Origin of the sequence: Vibrio sp. 10N.239.311.G01, from assembly GCF_041465805.1 — a bacterium.
Lineage (GTDB): Bacteria > Pseudomonadota > Gammaproteobacteria > Enterobacterales > Vibrionaceae > Vibrio > Vibrio crassostreae_C.
This window is the reverse complement of record NZ_JBFSRM010000003.1, coordinates 235544-251302: the sequence shown is the minus strand read 5'-3', so window position 1 is coordinate 251302 and position 15759 is coordinate 235544. Positions and strand designations below refer to the sequence as shown.

The 15759-nt window shown below is 44.6% G+C and carries 15 protein-coding genes; 13 read left to right on the top strand and 2 right to left on the bottom strand.

Features of this window, described 5'->3' with window-relative positions:
* Positions 1-63: 63 nt before the first annotated feature.
* From AB6D06_RS03980 to deoD, 12 genes are all read left to right on the top strand, one after another.
* The gene (locus AB6D06_RS03980) at positions 64-591 is read left to right on the top strand and encodes an SCP2 domain-containing protein (protein ID WP_029235120.1); all 528 of its coding nucleotides are present in this window, start codon (positions 64-66) and stop codon (positions 589-591) included.
* Entirely contained in the window at positions 575-1078 is a 504-nt protein-coding gene (locus tag AB6D06_RS03975) for a GNAT family N-acetyltransferase (protein ID WP_372109943.1), read from the top strand. Before AB6D06_RS03980 ends, AB6D06_RS03975 begins: the two co-directional genes overlap by 17 nt.
* 214 nt (positions 1079-1292) lie before the next feature.
* On the top strand, positions 1293-1691 hold the full coding sequence (locus AB6D06_RS03970) for a DNA polymerase III subunit psi (RefSeq protein WP_017063280.1): 399 nt from the start codon (positions 1293-1295) through the stop codon (positions 1689-1691).
* The gene (rimI, locus tag AB6D06_RS03965; RefSeq protein WP_017063281.1) at positions 1684-2139 is read left to right on the top strand and encodes a ribosomal protein S18-alanine N-acetyltransferase; all 456 of its coding nucleotides are present in this window, start codon (positions 1684-1686) and stop codon (positions 2137-2139) included. Before AB6D06_RS03970 ends, rimI begins: the two co-directional genes overlap by 8 nt.
* A 172-nt stretch (positions 2140-2311) precedes the next feature.
* Positions 2312-3892 (top strand): peptide chain release factor 3, encoded by a 1581-nt coding sequence (gene prfC / locus AB6D06_RS03960; protein WP_372109942.1) that lies wholly within the window; start codon positions 2312-2314, stop codon positions 3890-3892.
* A gap of 105 nt (positions 3893-3997) precedes the next feature.
* A complete protein-coding gene (locus AB6D06_RS03955; protein ID WP_157938685.1) occupies positions 3998-4153 on the top strand; it encodes a DUF5363 family protein in 156 nt (51 codons plus the stop codon).
* A complete protein-coding gene (locus tag AB6D06_RS03950; protein ID WP_372109941.1) occupies positions 4134-4946 on the top strand; it encodes a TatD family hydrolase in 813 nt (270 codons plus the stop codon). The genes AB6D06_RS03955 and AB6D06_RS03950 overlap by 20 nt, the downstream gene beginning before the upstream one ends.
* A gap of 204 nt (positions 4947-5150) precedes the next feature.
* Complete coding sequence (locus tag AB6D06_RS03945) at positions 5151-6413, top strand: NupC/NupG family nucleoside CNT transporter (RefSeq protein ID WP_017058833.1); 1263 nt, start codon at positions 5151-5153, stop codon at positions 6411-6413.
* A 520-nt stretch (positions 6414-6933) separates the two neighbouring features.
* Positions 6934-7710, top strand: a complete 777-nt coding sequence (gene deoC, locus AB6D06_RS03940) for a deoxyribose-phosphate aldolase (RefSeq protein ID WP_010436196.1) — start codon at positions 6934-6936, stop codon at positions 7708-7710.
* Positions 7711-7933: 223 nt separating this feature from the next.
* Positions 7934-9262 carry a thymidine phosphorylase gene (gene deoA, locus AB6D06_RS03935; RefSeq protein WP_017063283.1) on the top strand — a complete coding sequence of 443 codons (1329 nt, stop codon included), beginning with the start codon at positions 7934-7936 and terminating at the stop codon, positions 9260-9262.
* Positions 9263-9338: 76 nt separating this feature from the next.
* Complete coding sequence (locus tag AB6D06_RS03930) at positions 9339-10559, top strand: phosphopentomutase (RefSeq protein WP_136977832.1); 1221 nt, start codon at positions 9339-9341, stop codon at positions 10557-10559.
* Between the two features lie 65 nt (positions 10560-10624).
* Positions 10625-11344 (top strand): purine-nucleoside phosphorylase, encoded by a 720-nt coding sequence (gene deoD / locus AB6D06_RS03925; RefSeq protein ID WP_017063285.1) that lies wholly within the window; start codon positions 10625-10627, stop codon positions 11342-11344.
* A gap of 127 nt (positions 11345-11471) precedes the next feature.
* Here the strand turns inward: deoD and AB6D06_RS03920 are convergent, their stop codons facing one another.
* A complete protein-coding gene (locus tag AB6D06_RS03920) occupies positions 11472-12083 on the bottom strand; it encodes a YtjB family periplasmic protein (protein ID WP_372103579.1) in 612 nt (203 codons plus the stop codon).
* A 109-nt stretch (positions 12084-12192) separates the two neighbouring features.
* Between AB6D06_RS03920 and serB the strand changes: the two genes are divergently transcribed.
* On the top strand, positions 12193-13173 hold the full coding sequence (gene serB, locus AB6D06_RS03915; RefSeq protein WP_372109940.1) for a phosphoserine phosphatase: 981 nt from the start codon (positions 12193-12195) through the stop codon (positions 13171-13173).
* A 122-nt stretch (positions 13174-13295) separates the two neighbouring features.
* Here serB and AB6D06_RS03910 read toward each other — a convergent pair whose 3' ends face one another.
* Positions 13296-15644 (bottom strand): PilZ domain-containing protein, encoded by a 2349-nt coding sequence (locus AB6D06_RS03910; protein WP_372109939.1) that lies wholly within the window; start codon positions 15642-15644, stop codon positions 13296-13298.
* Between the last annotated feature and the right edge of the window lie 115 nt (positions 15645-15759).

Here is a 15759-nt window from a genome sequence, read left to right as displayed (position 1 = left end):
ACTGAGATCTCAACATCATCTATGATGCATTCCATATTATTGACAAAGTTACGGATAAGTCACGTGATAAACAAGATTCGCACTCAACTAGTTCAAAATGCCGCATCAATTTTGCGATCTCCAGTCCAGTTATTGCCTAAAACAGTACAAAAAAGAGCCTTATTGGAGGCGCTTAAGAATGTATTCAAGGAAGCTTTAGAGGACGGTGACTTTGAGTTTTTAGAAGACAAATGGCTGAAAGTCTCAATAAAAGACATGGGGTTAAGTTGGTGTATTAGCTACAAAAATGAGCAACTGGTTGTAGCTGATAAAGAGGTGGTTGAAGATGTAAGCTTTAGCGGCAATCTTAACGATCTTGTGTTGATTGCGGGGCGTAAAGAAGACCCAGATACGCTTTTCTTCCAACGTAGACTGTCTATTGAAGGCGATACCGAGCTCGGTTTAGAAGTTAAAAACTTGATGGATAGCGTAGATTTGGACTTATTGCCGACTCCTATGAAAACTTTGTTAAATCAATTAGCTGATTTTGTGCAGAAGGGAGTACAATCCCCAGATACACAAAGTGAGGTAATGAATGCTTATTCGAACTGAAGCACCGGCAGATATACTTGTCATTGATCGTTTATTGAAATCTGTTTTTGAAACAGATGCAGAAGCTAACTTGGTTATGAGCTTGCGTGAGAATAGCCATTTAACGCTATCGCTGGTGGCTTGTTCTGATGAAGGCGAGGTGGTTGGTCACCTGATGTTTAGCCCTATCACTCTTGATGGCGACGATCATAACTGGCAAGGGCTTGCGCCTCTCGCTGTGAAAGAAGAGTTCCGCAACCAAGGCATTGCCAAATCTCTAGTTGAAGATGCGTTTTCCACTTTGGTTGATTTTGGTTACCCAGCTTGCGTTGTGTTGGGTGACCCTGCTTATTACAGCCGCTTTGGTTTCAAGGCTGCGAGCGAGTTTGGCCTGAGTTGTGTTTGGGATGTGCCTGAAGGTGCTTTCCAAGCGATTGAATTGGTAAACGGTGCGTTTGCTGGACATACTGGTGAGATTGCTTACAGTCCTGAGTTCAACGACTTATAAGCTGATTTATCACGCAACAAGATACAAACTGATTTAGTCTAAATAAAGGAGCTTGATGCTCCTTTATTTTTTGTTAGTATCAGCCCTGCTCTAATAAGCGCTCTTTCAATAGAGGCAGCTTTCACAAAACTAGTTCTAACAAACTTCTGGTTTCAATAAACTTTGGCTCCAATAAACTTTGGCTCCAATAAACATAAGGTTACTACCGCTAGATATGTCACAAACACACGCGCAATACCTACATGAGATGGGCATTAGCCAATGGGAACTAAGTCACCCAGAGCGTTTAGCAGGTTATGAATCTGAATTGACTCCGCTCTCGAGCGATTGCAAGTTACTGTTGGTTTCGCCTGAAAAACCTCAGGAAGATCTCGCCGTGATGTTTGAGCGAGTACTCAAAAGTATCAAGCTCGACTTATCTCAGGCTTTACACCTTCAACCGCAACACTTGTCTACTGTGGATTTAGGTTCGGTTGAGTGGATATGGTTTGCTGGTTGTGAGTCGGCTCAAGAGCTGAAGGCTAAAACACTTCAATCGCCATTACTGTCTGACATTAACGGTAACAACCAACACCGCCGCGACTTATGGCAACAAATTTGTGCTTATGACTAATCAATTTTTACCGACTTCACAACAACACCTAGACGCCATTTGGAAGATAGAGCAGGCCGCGCATTCTCACCCTTGGTCTGAAAATATGATCCGAGATCTTGATAGCCGAGGCGCTTGTCATCATGTCCTTGAAGTTGATGGACAAGTGGTGGGCTATTTCTTCGCGCAAAACATCGTTGGCGAAGTCACATTGCTTAATATCGCGGTAGACCCAAGCCAGCAAGGCAAAGGGTATGGAAAAGCGTTAACGGAACATTTCCTTGATATGTGTGAGCAAGCTGACGCGGAAAGTGCTTGGCTGGAAGTTCGCGAAAGTAATGTGAACGCGTTTAATCTTTACGAAAAGGCAGGCTTCAACGAAGTTGATCGCCGTCGTAATTACTATCCAACTAAACAAGGCAACGAAGATGCCATCATTATGAGCTATCTTTTTATGTCTTTTAGCTAGTCATGTTACGTCTTTTCGCTAACTAGATAGCTAATCACAAAATTAGCCAAAAAATAGGGTGTAAACTGACCCTTTAGAAAGTGATACGCTTTCTGTATAATCCGCACACAGAATTCAAGGGCAAGTATTATCTACTTGCCCTTTTTACGCTTTAGATCAGCAAAGGGCGACTATGTCTTTCCAACAAGAAGTGAGCAAACGTAGAACGTTTGCGATTATCTCTCACCCGGATGCGGGTAAAACCACGATTACTGAAAAAGTTCTTTTATTCGGAAACGCGATTAAAAAAGCGGGTACCGTAAAAGGCCGTGGCTCTAACCAGCACGCTAAATCTGACTGGATGGAGATGGAAAAAGAACGTGGTATCTCGGTAACTACGTCGGTAATGCAATTCCCATACAATGATTGCCTAGTAAACCTACTCGATACTCCAGGACACGAAGATTTCTCGGAAGATACGTACCGTACGCTAACAGCGGTTGATTCTTGTTTGATGGTTATCGATGCTGCTAAAGGTGTCGAAGACCGTACTCGTAAGCTGATGGAAGTAACACGTCTTCGTGATACTCCAATCGTAACGTTTATGAACAAACTTGACCGTGATGTTCGTGACCCGATGGAAGTGCTTGATGAAGTGGAAAGCGAGCTAGGTATGGCTTGTGCTCCAATCTCATGGCCAATCGGTTGTGGTAAAGAGTTTAAAGGTGTTTACCATATTCACCGTGACGAAACGATCTTGTACGAATCTGGCCACGGTCATGAGATTCAAGAAGTTCGCATCATTAAAGGTTTGGACAACCCTGAGCTAGATGAAGCGGTAGGTGCTGATCTTGCGGAAAGCGTACGTGAAGAACTAGAGCTTGTTATTGGTGCTTGTCCGGAGTTTGATCACGAACTGTTCCTTGCTGGTGAGCTAACGCCGGTTTACTTCGGTACTGCATTGGGTAACTTTGGTGTGGACCACATGCTTGATGGTCTAACGAAGTGGGCTCCTGCACCTCAAACGCGCCAAGCGAATGAGCGTGATGTAGAAGCGACAGAAGAGAAATTCTCTGGTTTCGTCTTCAAGATCCAAGCAAACATGGACCCTAAACACCGTGACCGTATCGCATTCATGCGTATCGTTTCGGGTACTTACAACCAAGGTATGAAGATGAACCATGTTCGTACAGGCAAGAGTGTAAGTATCTCTGATGCGGTAACCTTTATGGCGGGTGACCGTGCACGTGCTGAAAAAGCATACGCGGGTGATATTATCGGTCTACATAACCACGGTACTATCCAGATTGGTGATACCTTTACTCAAGGTGAGAGCCTTAAGTTCGCTGGTATTCCTAACTTCGCACCTGAGCTATTCCGTCGTATCCGTCTACGCGATCCACTGAAGCAGAAGCAACTTCTAAAAGGATTAGTTCAGCTTTCAGAAGAGGGCGCAGTACAAGTATTCCGTCCTATGCAGAACAACGATCTGATCGTTGGTGCGGTTGGTGTACTTCAGTTCGACGTGGTTGTAGCGCGCTTGAAAGCGGAATACAACGTAGAAGCTATCTACGAAGGTGTTAACGTTGCAACAGCTCGCTGGGTTGAGTGTGACGACGCTAAGAAACTGGAAGAGTTCAAACGTAAGAACCAATCTAACCTAGCGCTAGATGGCGGTGACAACCTGTCTTACATCGCACCAACTATGGTGAACTTGAACCTAGCTTCTGAACGTTTCCCTGAAGTTCAATTCCGAGCGACGCGCGAGCACTAATTTCTCCGCGATCTATTAGAGTTAAACAAAAACGTCTATTGTTCTGCAATAGGCGTTTTTTAATGCGTTTTATTTGAGGTTTAAAGGCTGAGGTTAGAGGCAGTTATGTTGGGTTGGATAAAAACTTGGGTTAAAAGATACGATAAGTGGTGTGAAGAGCTTGGGTTAACGCCTGAGAACAAGCGCAGTTGTGTTGCTTATCGCCGTGATCCTCAAGGGAAACAAACAGAGAGTAGGGAAGATGACACAGCAAATAAGTGACTTTCCGCTGTTTGATACTCATTGCCACGCGGATTTTGAGGCGTTTGAGCAAGGTTTTACACCTGAACAAAGTATTGATGGCTATCTTAAAGAAGCAAAGCAAGCTCAAGTCGAGAAGTTAATCATCCCTTCTATTGGCCAAAGTAACTGGAGGAAGCTCGATGAAATCGCTCAATCTCACCCCAATGTTTACTACGCATTAGGCTTTCATCCTTACTTTTTAGAGCAAGCGGATGAGATGCAATTTGAAGAACTTCACCAACTACTCGCATCAAAAACACGTCAGTGTGTGGCCATTGGTGAGTGTGGGTTGGACTTTTTTGTGGATGTGGAACAGGAGAAACAAGAGCGCTTTTTCATCCAGCAAATGGAACTTGCCAAGGAGTTTGACCTGCCTTTAATCATCCATGAGAGGAAGTCTTACAACCGACTTATCGAGCTAATAAAGCAGCATAAGTTCACCTTAGGTGGTGTGATTCACGGTTTTTCTGGGAGTGAACAGCAAGCTTTGGCGTGGATCAAGCTCGGTTTCTATATTGGCGTCGGTGGAACGATAACTTACCCAAGAGCGCAAAAAACACGCACAACCATCGCAAAATTGCCCCTTGAATGTCTGGTATTGGAAACGGATGCTCCGGACATGCCCATGTATGGAAACCAAGGAAATGTTAATCATTCCAAATATTTAGTTACGATCTTAAATGAACTTTTTTTGCTTAGAAAAGAGCCAAAGCAATCGATTGCAGCGCAAATTTGGCAAAATAGCCATCGCGCATTCGGTATATGTGAATAAAATCGAAGGTTTTTGTTTATCGTTTGCGTAAATTGCACTGAGCTTGTGATTTGGGTCACATTTGTGTGTGAATGGTACATGAATCTTCTACGAAAGTGTGAGGACGGCATTACTTTATTAGTGGTCGCATGAGTATAATTGCCTCCGCTTTATAGCCCCATTTTGTAACACGCCAATAAATAACTAATAAGGAAGTCATAAACTATGAGCCTGTTTATGAGCCTAGTCGGAATGGTTGCACTGATCGCAATCGCAGTACTACTATCTGACAACCGCAAAGCTATTAATCTAAGAACAGTGGGTGGCGCTTTCGCTATCCAATTCGCACTTGGTGCATTCGTACTTTACATCCCTTGGGGTCGTGATCTACTTGCAGGTTTCTCTGCTGGTGTAGCAAACGTGATCGACTACGGTAAAGACGGTACTGGTTTCCTATTCGGCAGCCTAGTTAACTTCTCAGTTGACGGTATCGGTTTCATCTTTGCTTTCCAAGTACTACCAACTCTGATTTTCTTCTCTGCACTTATCTCTGTACTTTACTACATTGGTGTTATGCAAATTGTAATCAAAGTTCTTGGTGGTGGTCTTCAGAAAGCTCTAGGTACTTCTCGCGCCGAGTCTATGTCTGCAGCAGCAAACATCTTCGTTGGTCAAACTGAAGCACCTCTAGTTGTTCGTCCATTTGTTCCTAAAATGACTAACTCTGAACTATTCGCAGTAATGTGTGGTGGTTTGGCTTCTGTAGCTGGTGGTGTACTAGCAGGTTACGCATCTATGGGTGTACCTCTAGAGTACCTAGTTGCAGCGTCATTCATGGCAGCACCTGGTGGTCTACTATTCGCTAAAATCATCAAGCCTGAAACAGATACGCCAGACGACAACATCGCTGACGAAATGGACGGTGGCGATGACAAACCAGCTAACGTTATCGACGCAGCAGCAGGTGGCGCATCAGTTGGTCTACAACTAGCACTTAACGTTGGTGCAATGCTACTAGCATTCATCGGTCTAATTGCTCTAATCAACGGTATCCTAGGTGGCATCGGTGGTTGGTTCGGTATGGAAAACCTAACTCTAGAACTTCTTCTAGGTTGGATCTTCGCACCGCTAGCATTCATCATTGGTGTTCCATGGGAAGAAGCAACTATCGCTGGTTCTTTCATTGGTCAGAAGACAGTTGTTAACGAATTCGTTGCATACCTAAACTTCGTACCATACGTTGGTGAAAACGCTCAAGTTGTTGCAGCAACTGGTCAAGTGATGTCTGAGAAGACTCAAGCTATCATCGCATTCGCACTATGTGGTTTCGCAAACCTTTCTTCAATTGCGATTCTTCTAGGTGGTCTAGGTGGTATTGCACCAAGCCGTCGCCACGACATCGCACGTATGGGTGTTAAAGCGGTAATTGCTGGTACTCTATCTAACCTGATGGCAGCAACAATTGCTGGCTTCTTCCTGTCTTTCTAATTAGTTAGAAATCGATATATAGACGCCATAATAATATCGCCCCGTAGCAAGAAATTGCTGCGGGGCTTTTTTGTTTTTAGGCCTGCCGTTTTTAGTATATGCACGCGCTTATGCTTAGATTCGATGTAGGGTCTAGAATGTTTTTTTGAGATACAAACCGTTTGCGTTCTAAGGAGCACTACAATTTATTGATGGATACCTATAATGTATAAGCTAAAGGGATAGGATGTCTCTGTTGGCAAGAAAGTAACCTCGAAATCAACTCGAACGTTATTCTTCTGGGATTAAGCCAAAATTAGCGATACGCTATAGATGTTAGACACAACATGACTGATTTGTTGTGCCATAGACCAAACTGGTACTGTGCGGTGACAAGGATTGCAATTGGTAGCGAAAGTTATCAAGTCTTCAGGGAACCAAGTCCGTTCATTTGTGGCTACTGAGCATTACTAAAATATCCATCTATACTGGATGGAGGGCGAAGTAGTTAACTATTTGAATATATTGATCGGAGATAGAAATGAGCGATTTAAAAGCAGCAGCTCTACGTGCACTTAAACTTATGGACCTAACTACGCTAAATGACGACGATACTACTGAAAAAGTAGTGGCGCTTTGTCATGACGCGAAGACTGCAGTAGGCAACACCGCTGCAATCTGTATTTACCCTCGCTTTATCCCAGCAGCTAAGAAAGCGTTGCGTGAGCAAGGTACTCCAGAAGTACGCATTGCGACTGTAACTAACTTCCCTCATGGTAATGACGACATCGAAATTGCTGTTGCAGAAACAAAAGCAGCGGTAGCGTACGGCGCAGACGAAGTTGACGTAGTATTCCCATACCGTGCTCTTATTGCTGGCAACGAAGAAGTTGGCTTTGAGCTAGTTAAACAGTGTAAAGCAGCTTGTGGTGACATCACGCTTAAAGTGATCATCGAAACAGGTGAACTGAAAGAAGAAGCACTAATCAAGAAAGCTTCTCAAATCTGTATCGAAGCAGGTGCAGACTTCATCAAAACTTCAACAGGTAAAGTGCCAGTAAACGCGACTCCAGAGTACGCGCGCATGATGCTTGAAGTTATTCGTGACATGGGTGTTGCTAAAACAGTTGGTTTCAAACCAGCTGGTGGCGTACGTACTGCTGAAGATGCAGCACTATACCTAGCAATGGCTGATGAGCTACTAGGCGCTGAGTGGGCAGACAACATGCACTACCGTTTTGGTGCTTCAAGCCTACTAACTAACCTTCTTAATACATTAGAAGTGACAGACCAGACTGCTGATCCAGCAGCATACTAATTTACTCGTCATATTTGACACCGCAGCGTTGTTGACTGCGTAAGTTCCTCCTAATCACATAGAGCCTCTATGCTCATAGGAATGAACTCACTGGTCGCCTAACTGCAACGCCAAATATTTAGAGTATTGAACATAATAAGTCTGTTTGATGGAGTGGCGTCAAGCCACTCCATATTACCTCTTTTCCCTACAAACCATACTCACTAGAGTTTGGGAGGCACTAATGTATCTACCTCAAGAAATTATTCGCAGAAAACGTGACGGTGAAGTCCTAACAGCTGAAGAAATTAACTTCTTCATTCAAGGTGTGGCTAAGAACACGGTTTCTGAAGGCCAAATTGCCGCATTCGCAATGGCTATCTTTTTTAATGAAATGACGATGCCAGAACGTATCGCACTAACGTGTGCAATGCGTGATTCAGGCATGGTGATTGACTGGAGCCACATGAACTTTGATGGCCCAATCGTTGATAAACACTCTACTGGTGGTGTTGGCGACGTTACTTCTCTGATGCTTGGCCCAATGGTGGCAGCATGTGGCGGTTTCGTTCCAATGATCTCTGGTCGTGGTTTAGGCCACACTGGCGGTACGCTAGACAAGCTGGAATCTATTCCGGGTTACAACATTACACCAACCAACGATGTGTTCGGTGAAGTAACGAAAGATGCTGGCGTGGCTATCATCGGTCAAACAGGCGATCTAGCTCCTGCTGACAAGCGTGTTTACGCAACTCGTGATATCACAGCAACAGTCGATAACATCTCGCTGATCACGGCTTCAATCCTATCTAAGAAACTGGCTGCGGGCCTTGATTCTCTAGTGATGGATGTAAAAGTAGGTTCAGGCGCATTCATGCCGACTTACGAAGCATCTGAAGAGCTAGCGAAATCTATCGTTGCAGTAGCAAACGGTGCGGGTACTAAAACAACAGCAATCCTAACGGACATGAACCAAGTGCTGGCTTCTTCAGCGGGTAACGCAGTAGAAGTTCGTGAAGCGGTTCAGTTCCTAACGGGTGAATACCGTAACCCTCGCTTGTTAGAGATCACTCTAGCATCGTGTGCTGAAATGCTGGTGCTCGGTAACCTAGCTAAAGACTCAGACGAAGCGCGCGAAAAACTGATGGCAGTACTGGATAACGGTAAGGCAGCAGAGTGCTTCGGTAAAATGGTAGCGGGCCTTGGTGGTCCAGTTGATTTCGTAATGAACTACGATAACTACCTAGAAAAAGCAGACATTATTAAGCCAGTGTACGCGTTAGAAAGCGGTGTGGTATCAGCAATGGATACTCGTGCAATTGGTATGGCTGTGGTTGGTATGGGCGGCGGTCGTCGTGTAGCAACTGACAGCATTGATTACGCAGTCGGTTTTGATCACTTCATTCGCCTAGGTGAAGTAGCAAGTGAAGATAAGCCATTAGCAATGATTCATGCTCGTAACGAACAACAGTGGCAAGAAGCTGCAACAGCATTACAAAATGCAATCACTGTGGGCGGAGAATATACAGCAACGCCAGACGTTTACCGTCAGATTCGTTCTGAAGACGTGTAAATAACAGGTATCGGTATACCTCGCGTATACCGATAAACAGAGTTCTGGTGCAAAGAGCAATAAGTTGGTGAAGAAAATGAAAAGAGCATTTATTTTAGTTTTAGATTCATTCGGTATCGGTGAAACAGCGGATGCAGACAAATTTGGTGATGTAGGTTCTGACACTATGGGCCACATCGCAGATCATTGTGACCAAGGTCTTGCAGACAATGCAGATCGTAAAGGTTCACTGGCACTGCCAAACCTGTCTAAGCTAGGTCTAGCGATGGCTCACAAAGAGTCTACAGGTCGTTTTGCTCCTGGTATGGATGCAGACGCTGAGATCATTGGCGCTTACGGTCACGCTGCTGAGCTGTCTTCTGGTAAAGACACGCCATCAGGTCACTGGGAAATCGCGGGTGTTCCTGTACTGTTTGACTGGGGCTACTTCACCGACAAAGAGAACAGCTTTCCAAAAGAACTGACTGACCGCATCCTTGAGCGTGCAGGCCTGTCTGGTTTCTTAGGTAACTGCCACTCATCTGGCACGGAAATCCTAGATAACCTAGGTGAAGAGCACATGAAGACTGGCTTGCCTATCTTCTATACCTCTGCAGACTCTGTTTTCCAGATCGCTTGTCACGAAGAGACATTCGGCCTGCAAAACCTATTAGATCTTTGTCAGATTGCTCGTGAAGAGCTAGAAGATTACAACATTGGTCGTGTTATCGCTCGTCCGTTCATTGGCCCAGGTAAAGGTCAATTCGAACGTACTGGTAACCGTCGTGACCTTTCTGTTGAGCCACCTGCAGCTACCATTCTTCAGAAGTTGGTTGATGAGAAGGGCGGTAACGTTCACTCAATCGGTAAGATCTCTGATATCTACGCGGGTTGTGGCATCACTCAGAAAACCAAAGCAACAGGTATCCCTGCGCTATTTGAAGCAACCAAAGATGCGATCAATGAAGCGGGCGACAACACTATCGTGTTCACTAACTTCGTTGATTTTGACTCAGCTTACGGCCACCGCCGTGATGTTGCTGGTTACGCAGCGGCACTTGAGTACTTCGATGGTCGCATCAATGAAATCATCGATATGATGAAAGAAGACGATGTGCTTATCTTAACTGCTGACCACGGTTGTGATCCGACATGGCCAGGTACAGACCATACTCGTGAGCACATCCCTGTGATTGTTTACGGTCAGAAGGTTCCAGCCGGTTCTTTAGGCCGTCGCGATACGTTCGCTGATATCGGTCAAAGCTTAGCGTCATACTTTGGTACATCGCCAATGGGACACGGTACAAGCTTTCTATAATAGTTAACGAAGAGAGAGGGAAACCTCTCTCTTCTTTTTTTGTTTTGAGATTAAGGATATTTTCAATGGCTACTCCACATATTAATGCTGAAATGGGTGATTTCGCTGACGTAGTTTTAATGCCAGGCGATCCGCTACGTGCTAAATACATCGCTGAAACCTTCTTAGAAGAAGTGGTTCAAGTGTGCGACGTTCGCAACATGTTTGGTTACACCGGTACTTACAAAGGTCGTAAGGTTTCGGTAATGGGACACGGTATGGGCATTCCATCTTGTTCTATTTACGCGACTGAGCTTATCAAAGACTTTGGTGTGAAGAAGATCATTCGTGTGGGCAGTTGTGGTGCAGTGAGCGAAGATATCAAAGTGCGTGATGTGGTGATCGGCATGGGCGCATGTACTGACTCTAAAGTGAACCGTATTCGCTTTAAAGATCATGACTTTGCGGCGATTGCGGATTACAAAATGGTGCGCGCGGCAGAAGATGCAGCCAAAGCTCTCGGTGTCGGCGTAAAAGTCGGTAACCTGTTCTCGGCTGAGCTGTTCTACACGCCAGATCCAGAGATGTTCGAAGTAATGGACAAATACGGCATTGTTGGCGTAGAGATGGAAGCGGCTGGCATCTATGGTGTATGTGCTGAATACGGCGCAAAAGCTCTAACGATCTGTACTGTTTCTGACCACATCAAGACTGGTGAGCAAACGACATCAGATGAACGTCAAACGACTTTCAACGACATGATGGTTATCGCACTAGACTCAGTGTTGCTTGGTGACCAAGAATAATCTTGATTTGTCTTAGCTTGATAAGTGAACAGATAACAAAAAGCCCCGTTGCTGCCTGAGCGTCGGGGCTTTTTATTGGATTGCTGTACTTATTCTGAGTCTAGTATTTATTGTCAGCCTAGTGTGTTTATGAGCTTACATTTTTCAATAGTAAGTTCTCACCAGACTTAGTTGGTCTTCTGCGAATCAGCATGATGAACAACAAGCCACTCACAAACCCCATCAACACCATACCGATCATGTAGCGATCACTTTTGCGGTAGTGGTGATCAGAAATCGCCGTCATCTTACCGGTTTCAAAAGTCACTCGAATAAAGCCGATGATCGTTTTCTCTGGAGAATAAATAGGTTCAACTAACTGTTGTCTGCCGATACTTGCTGTTGAAAGTGGTGTATCTAAGCCAAGAACCTCACGTACCGAGAGGGCTTTTTCGCTCGAAGCCAGTCGAATACCCTCTGCATCATAGATGGTGGTATCGAACACCAGTCGGTCTTGAGATAGCTGGTTAGTCAGATCAAGCAATCGCTCTTGGTCTTGTTGCGTGATCATCTTGCTGGCTGAAAGTGATGCCTGAGAGATAAGCAGCTTGGTAAGAGTTTCCAACTGTTTTGCTTGGATCTTCTCGTTACCTTTACTGATCACGACCGTATTTTTAATCGTTACAACGAACATGGTAGCCAACAAAATGAGGGCTAGCATTCGTAAAGCGTTACGTATTGAGAACAATGATTCATTCATGTTTCACGAAGCCTGAAATAAACAAATGTTATGATTAAGACATATTGAGACTTGCGTTTTCAAATTGCAATAGGTTAACGTTTAGCATAGTTAATTAGGAATCATACACATGGACGCTCAGAAATATCTGCCGATAAAAAGGCATACGACATTATTAACTCGACTCCCCGAGACTTGTTTCGCTTCTCAACTCGCTAAATCCAAGGCCAATTGGATTGTGTTTGGTGAGTACCTATCTCCACAATCTTTCGATGACATCGACTTTTTCACTGGCACTTACAACACCATCCTCGATACGTGGAAGGTTGGGCATTATGAAGTGGCTTTGATGTCAGGCAATCTAACGCCAGCACACGAAGAAATCCTCCAAGCGCTAAAGCTTGATTATGCTTGCCTTAGCGAGGTCCCAGACTTATCTAAGCCAGGTTTGATCGTGATGGATATGGATTCCACAGCGATTCAAATTGAATGCATTGATGAGATTGCCAAGCTAGCTGGAGTGGGAGAGTTAGTCTCTGAAATCACAGAACGAGCGATGCAAGGCGAGCTCGACTTTGAACAGAGCCTGCGCCAACGAGTAGGAGCACTGAAAGGTGCGGATGAATCGATATTAGAGCAAGTGCGTCAGTCATTGCCATTCATGCCAGACTTGGTCGGGCTGGTGAATACTCTAAATAAGCTTGGCTGGAAAACGGCGATTGCATCAGGCGGTTTTACTTACTTCTCTGACTACCTGAAAGATACCCTTGATCTAGACCATGCTCAATCAAACACGCTTGAGATCGTCAACGGTAAGTTGACGGGTGAAGTCTTAGGCGATGTTGTTTCGGCGCAGACCAAAGCGGATATCTTGGTAGAGTTGGCTGAAGAGTACGAATTGGAACTACATAATACCGTTGCCGTTGGTGATGGTGCCAATGACTTGGTGATGATGGGCTCTGCAGGTTTAGGCATTGCCTACCACGCAAAACCAAAAGTAGAGCAGCAAGCTCAAACTGCTGTTCGTTACGCAGGTTTAGGCGGTGTGCTGTGTATCTTGTCGGGTGTATTGGCTAAGCAACAGAAGATCAGCTGGCAAGCGAAACCTTAGGGGCTCTACCTAAGTGCTATTGGCTATGTATCTTATTTAGCAATAGTGGCTCAGACACAAAAAAAGCAGGCTATCAGCCTGCTTTTTCAATTTTCATGCTTAAGTTAATACGCCACTCGAGGCTAGCGTGTTAGCTCCAATCGAATCAGCACTTCATCGGTAATGTCCTCTATCTCGCCATAACCGATAAACGCCGTCACCTCATTCTCTAATTTCTTCGCCTGGTGCATGCTGATTCGTGCAAGTTCTTCTAAATCCGATTGGAATAAACTGGTGAGTGGATTAAAGATGGGAGCTGTCGTGACTCGCAATACGTATACGTCACCTAAGTGCTGTGCCTTCTTAATGAATAAGATTCGCTCTTTTGCAGACGTGAAATCTTTGACCAGTTTCGTATGTACGGATTGGATCTTGTCACCAAACTTAACCGCAGCAATGTAGACGTCATGGTGTTTAGGTTCTGCCCCTTCAATCCTTTTTAGTGGCTCAGCCAGTAGCGAGTTAGAGTGCCCTTTGAAAATAGGTTCGAGTGAGAACTTTTGATTGTGTCCAAGCTTTGCGAGCAAGGCTAGATGCTTATTCAATGGGAAATTCACACCAATGATCTTACAGCGCAGCGTTGAACTTGGCTTATCAATGAATATTGGGTTACTGACCATCTTGCTCAACAAAATGTTGTGCAGTGATTCGAGTAGCGAATGTGTTGGCAGTATCTCTTGCTTCTTAATCAGCTTACTTTGGTTTTGATCGATAAGCCCATTAAGGAAAGCGATGGTACGCATTGTCTTGGCGTTCTCGGCAATAACCAACTGCACGTTGCGACCATTCGGACTCACTCGAATTACGTGGTAAGGCACTGTGCTCAGTGGCAGGTTCTTGTCATAGAGCTGCAGTTCATTGAAGTTCACTAATACCGGATCATTAATCTTGAGTACCATTGGGTGTTCAAGGCTAATGCTCAGTCCACGCTTCGAAATATCTAAGGTGTGTCCGTTCGCCGCTGTGCCATCTTGTGATGTAAGTTGCAACGGTGACTTAAATTGGTATCTCGGCTCTTTACGACGAGTCTGAGAGTCAAAGTAGATGCTTTGAATATTGCCGACGACAGTACGCGGGTGACGGAAGCGGTTCAATTCACTGCTTGGAATGCGTGGCTTTTCACTCAGAAGATAGTCCGCCGCACTTTCGTGATCGCCAATCTCTTGCAAGATTCCGCAATGCGTCAGTTGAGCTGAGCTTTGAGCCAGCGTATCCGAGTGTTTAGCTAATGCTTGTCGCTCAGTGTCTGAAAGTTCGAAAACCGAGAACTTGAACGCCTTCCAACTTTTACGTTTGCCACCGATGTGCCAGAACAGCTGTCTTTGTTCACGAGAGGCTTCAGGCAGCATCATTGAATAGAACAAGGTATTGTTTTGGTGTTCATGGGTAAAAGAGTAGATAACGTTACTGGTTCCCTTCACTCCTGGTTTCGCCAACAGGTTCATACGTTGCTCGTTGAACAGGGTACCCAGCGCTTGTTGATTTCGTTCGTCGTGCCAATATTGCCATAATGGATGGTTGTTATCCGTCAGTAGGGCAAGCTTTAGTTCGCTGCCGCTGAAAAACAGGGGTAGGTTACAAGTATGCTTTAGATAGGTATGTTCGATTCCTCGAGTACGAGTTCGAATAATCCTATCTTGATTCTCATGGCTGGTTTTCTTACTGGTGCTATTTAAAGACTCATCGAGTAAGCGAGCCACAATATTGTTGTCGCTTACCTTGATGGTTCTTAGAAATTTGACCGCGTTGTTCTCATAAGATTCGTCGATACCCAAAACACGAAATTCAATGGCTTTGTTAACATCGATCTCTAGAGATTTCTCAACCAACTCTGTGAATTTAACACTAATGATTTCACCAAGATTGTATCGAAAGGTGCTTGGTACTTTGAATTTTGCGCCTGACGGAGATATATCAACTGTCACACCATGTAGGCTTTGACCTTTAGATGTTGTCACTTCAACCTGTGAACTGATCTTGAGTCTGTTTTCTTGACGTTTTAAATCGTAGCCCAAGTTAATCGCTTCTGCTTCATATGGACTATTCGCATTGGTGATGTCATGTTTATTTTGAGAGGAGATATTAACAACACTGCGAAGTGGCTGAGTTCGTGGTGTCATTACCAACTCCCACGTGCCCTCTGTGTAACCTTTAAACTTTTTAGTGCCGCGTTGGTAAGCATTCAAAGCGATGTCATCAAGCCAGTGTTTACGGCCGTCTAGCGTGAACTGGCGACATTCATTATCAATACGCCCGCGTAAATCAATGCTCTTTGTACACGGAGCCATGATACGATTCAGTTCCATTTTAACGAGTAGCTTTAGAGACGGCGATTCGCCTTCTGTCATTTGTGAAAGAAGGAATTCGAAATCTTCGGCGTGGTAAGCCGGGATAAGTCGTTCTGCTACAGATAGAATTTCAGATTGCTGCATATTTTTCTTGTTAGAATGGACGGTGCATTGATGTTATCGGCTAGTTTCAATCGATCTTTAAGTATAAGTGGTATGACTGCAACGTTTATTTTAATGCGTACGGTCAACAAGGTCA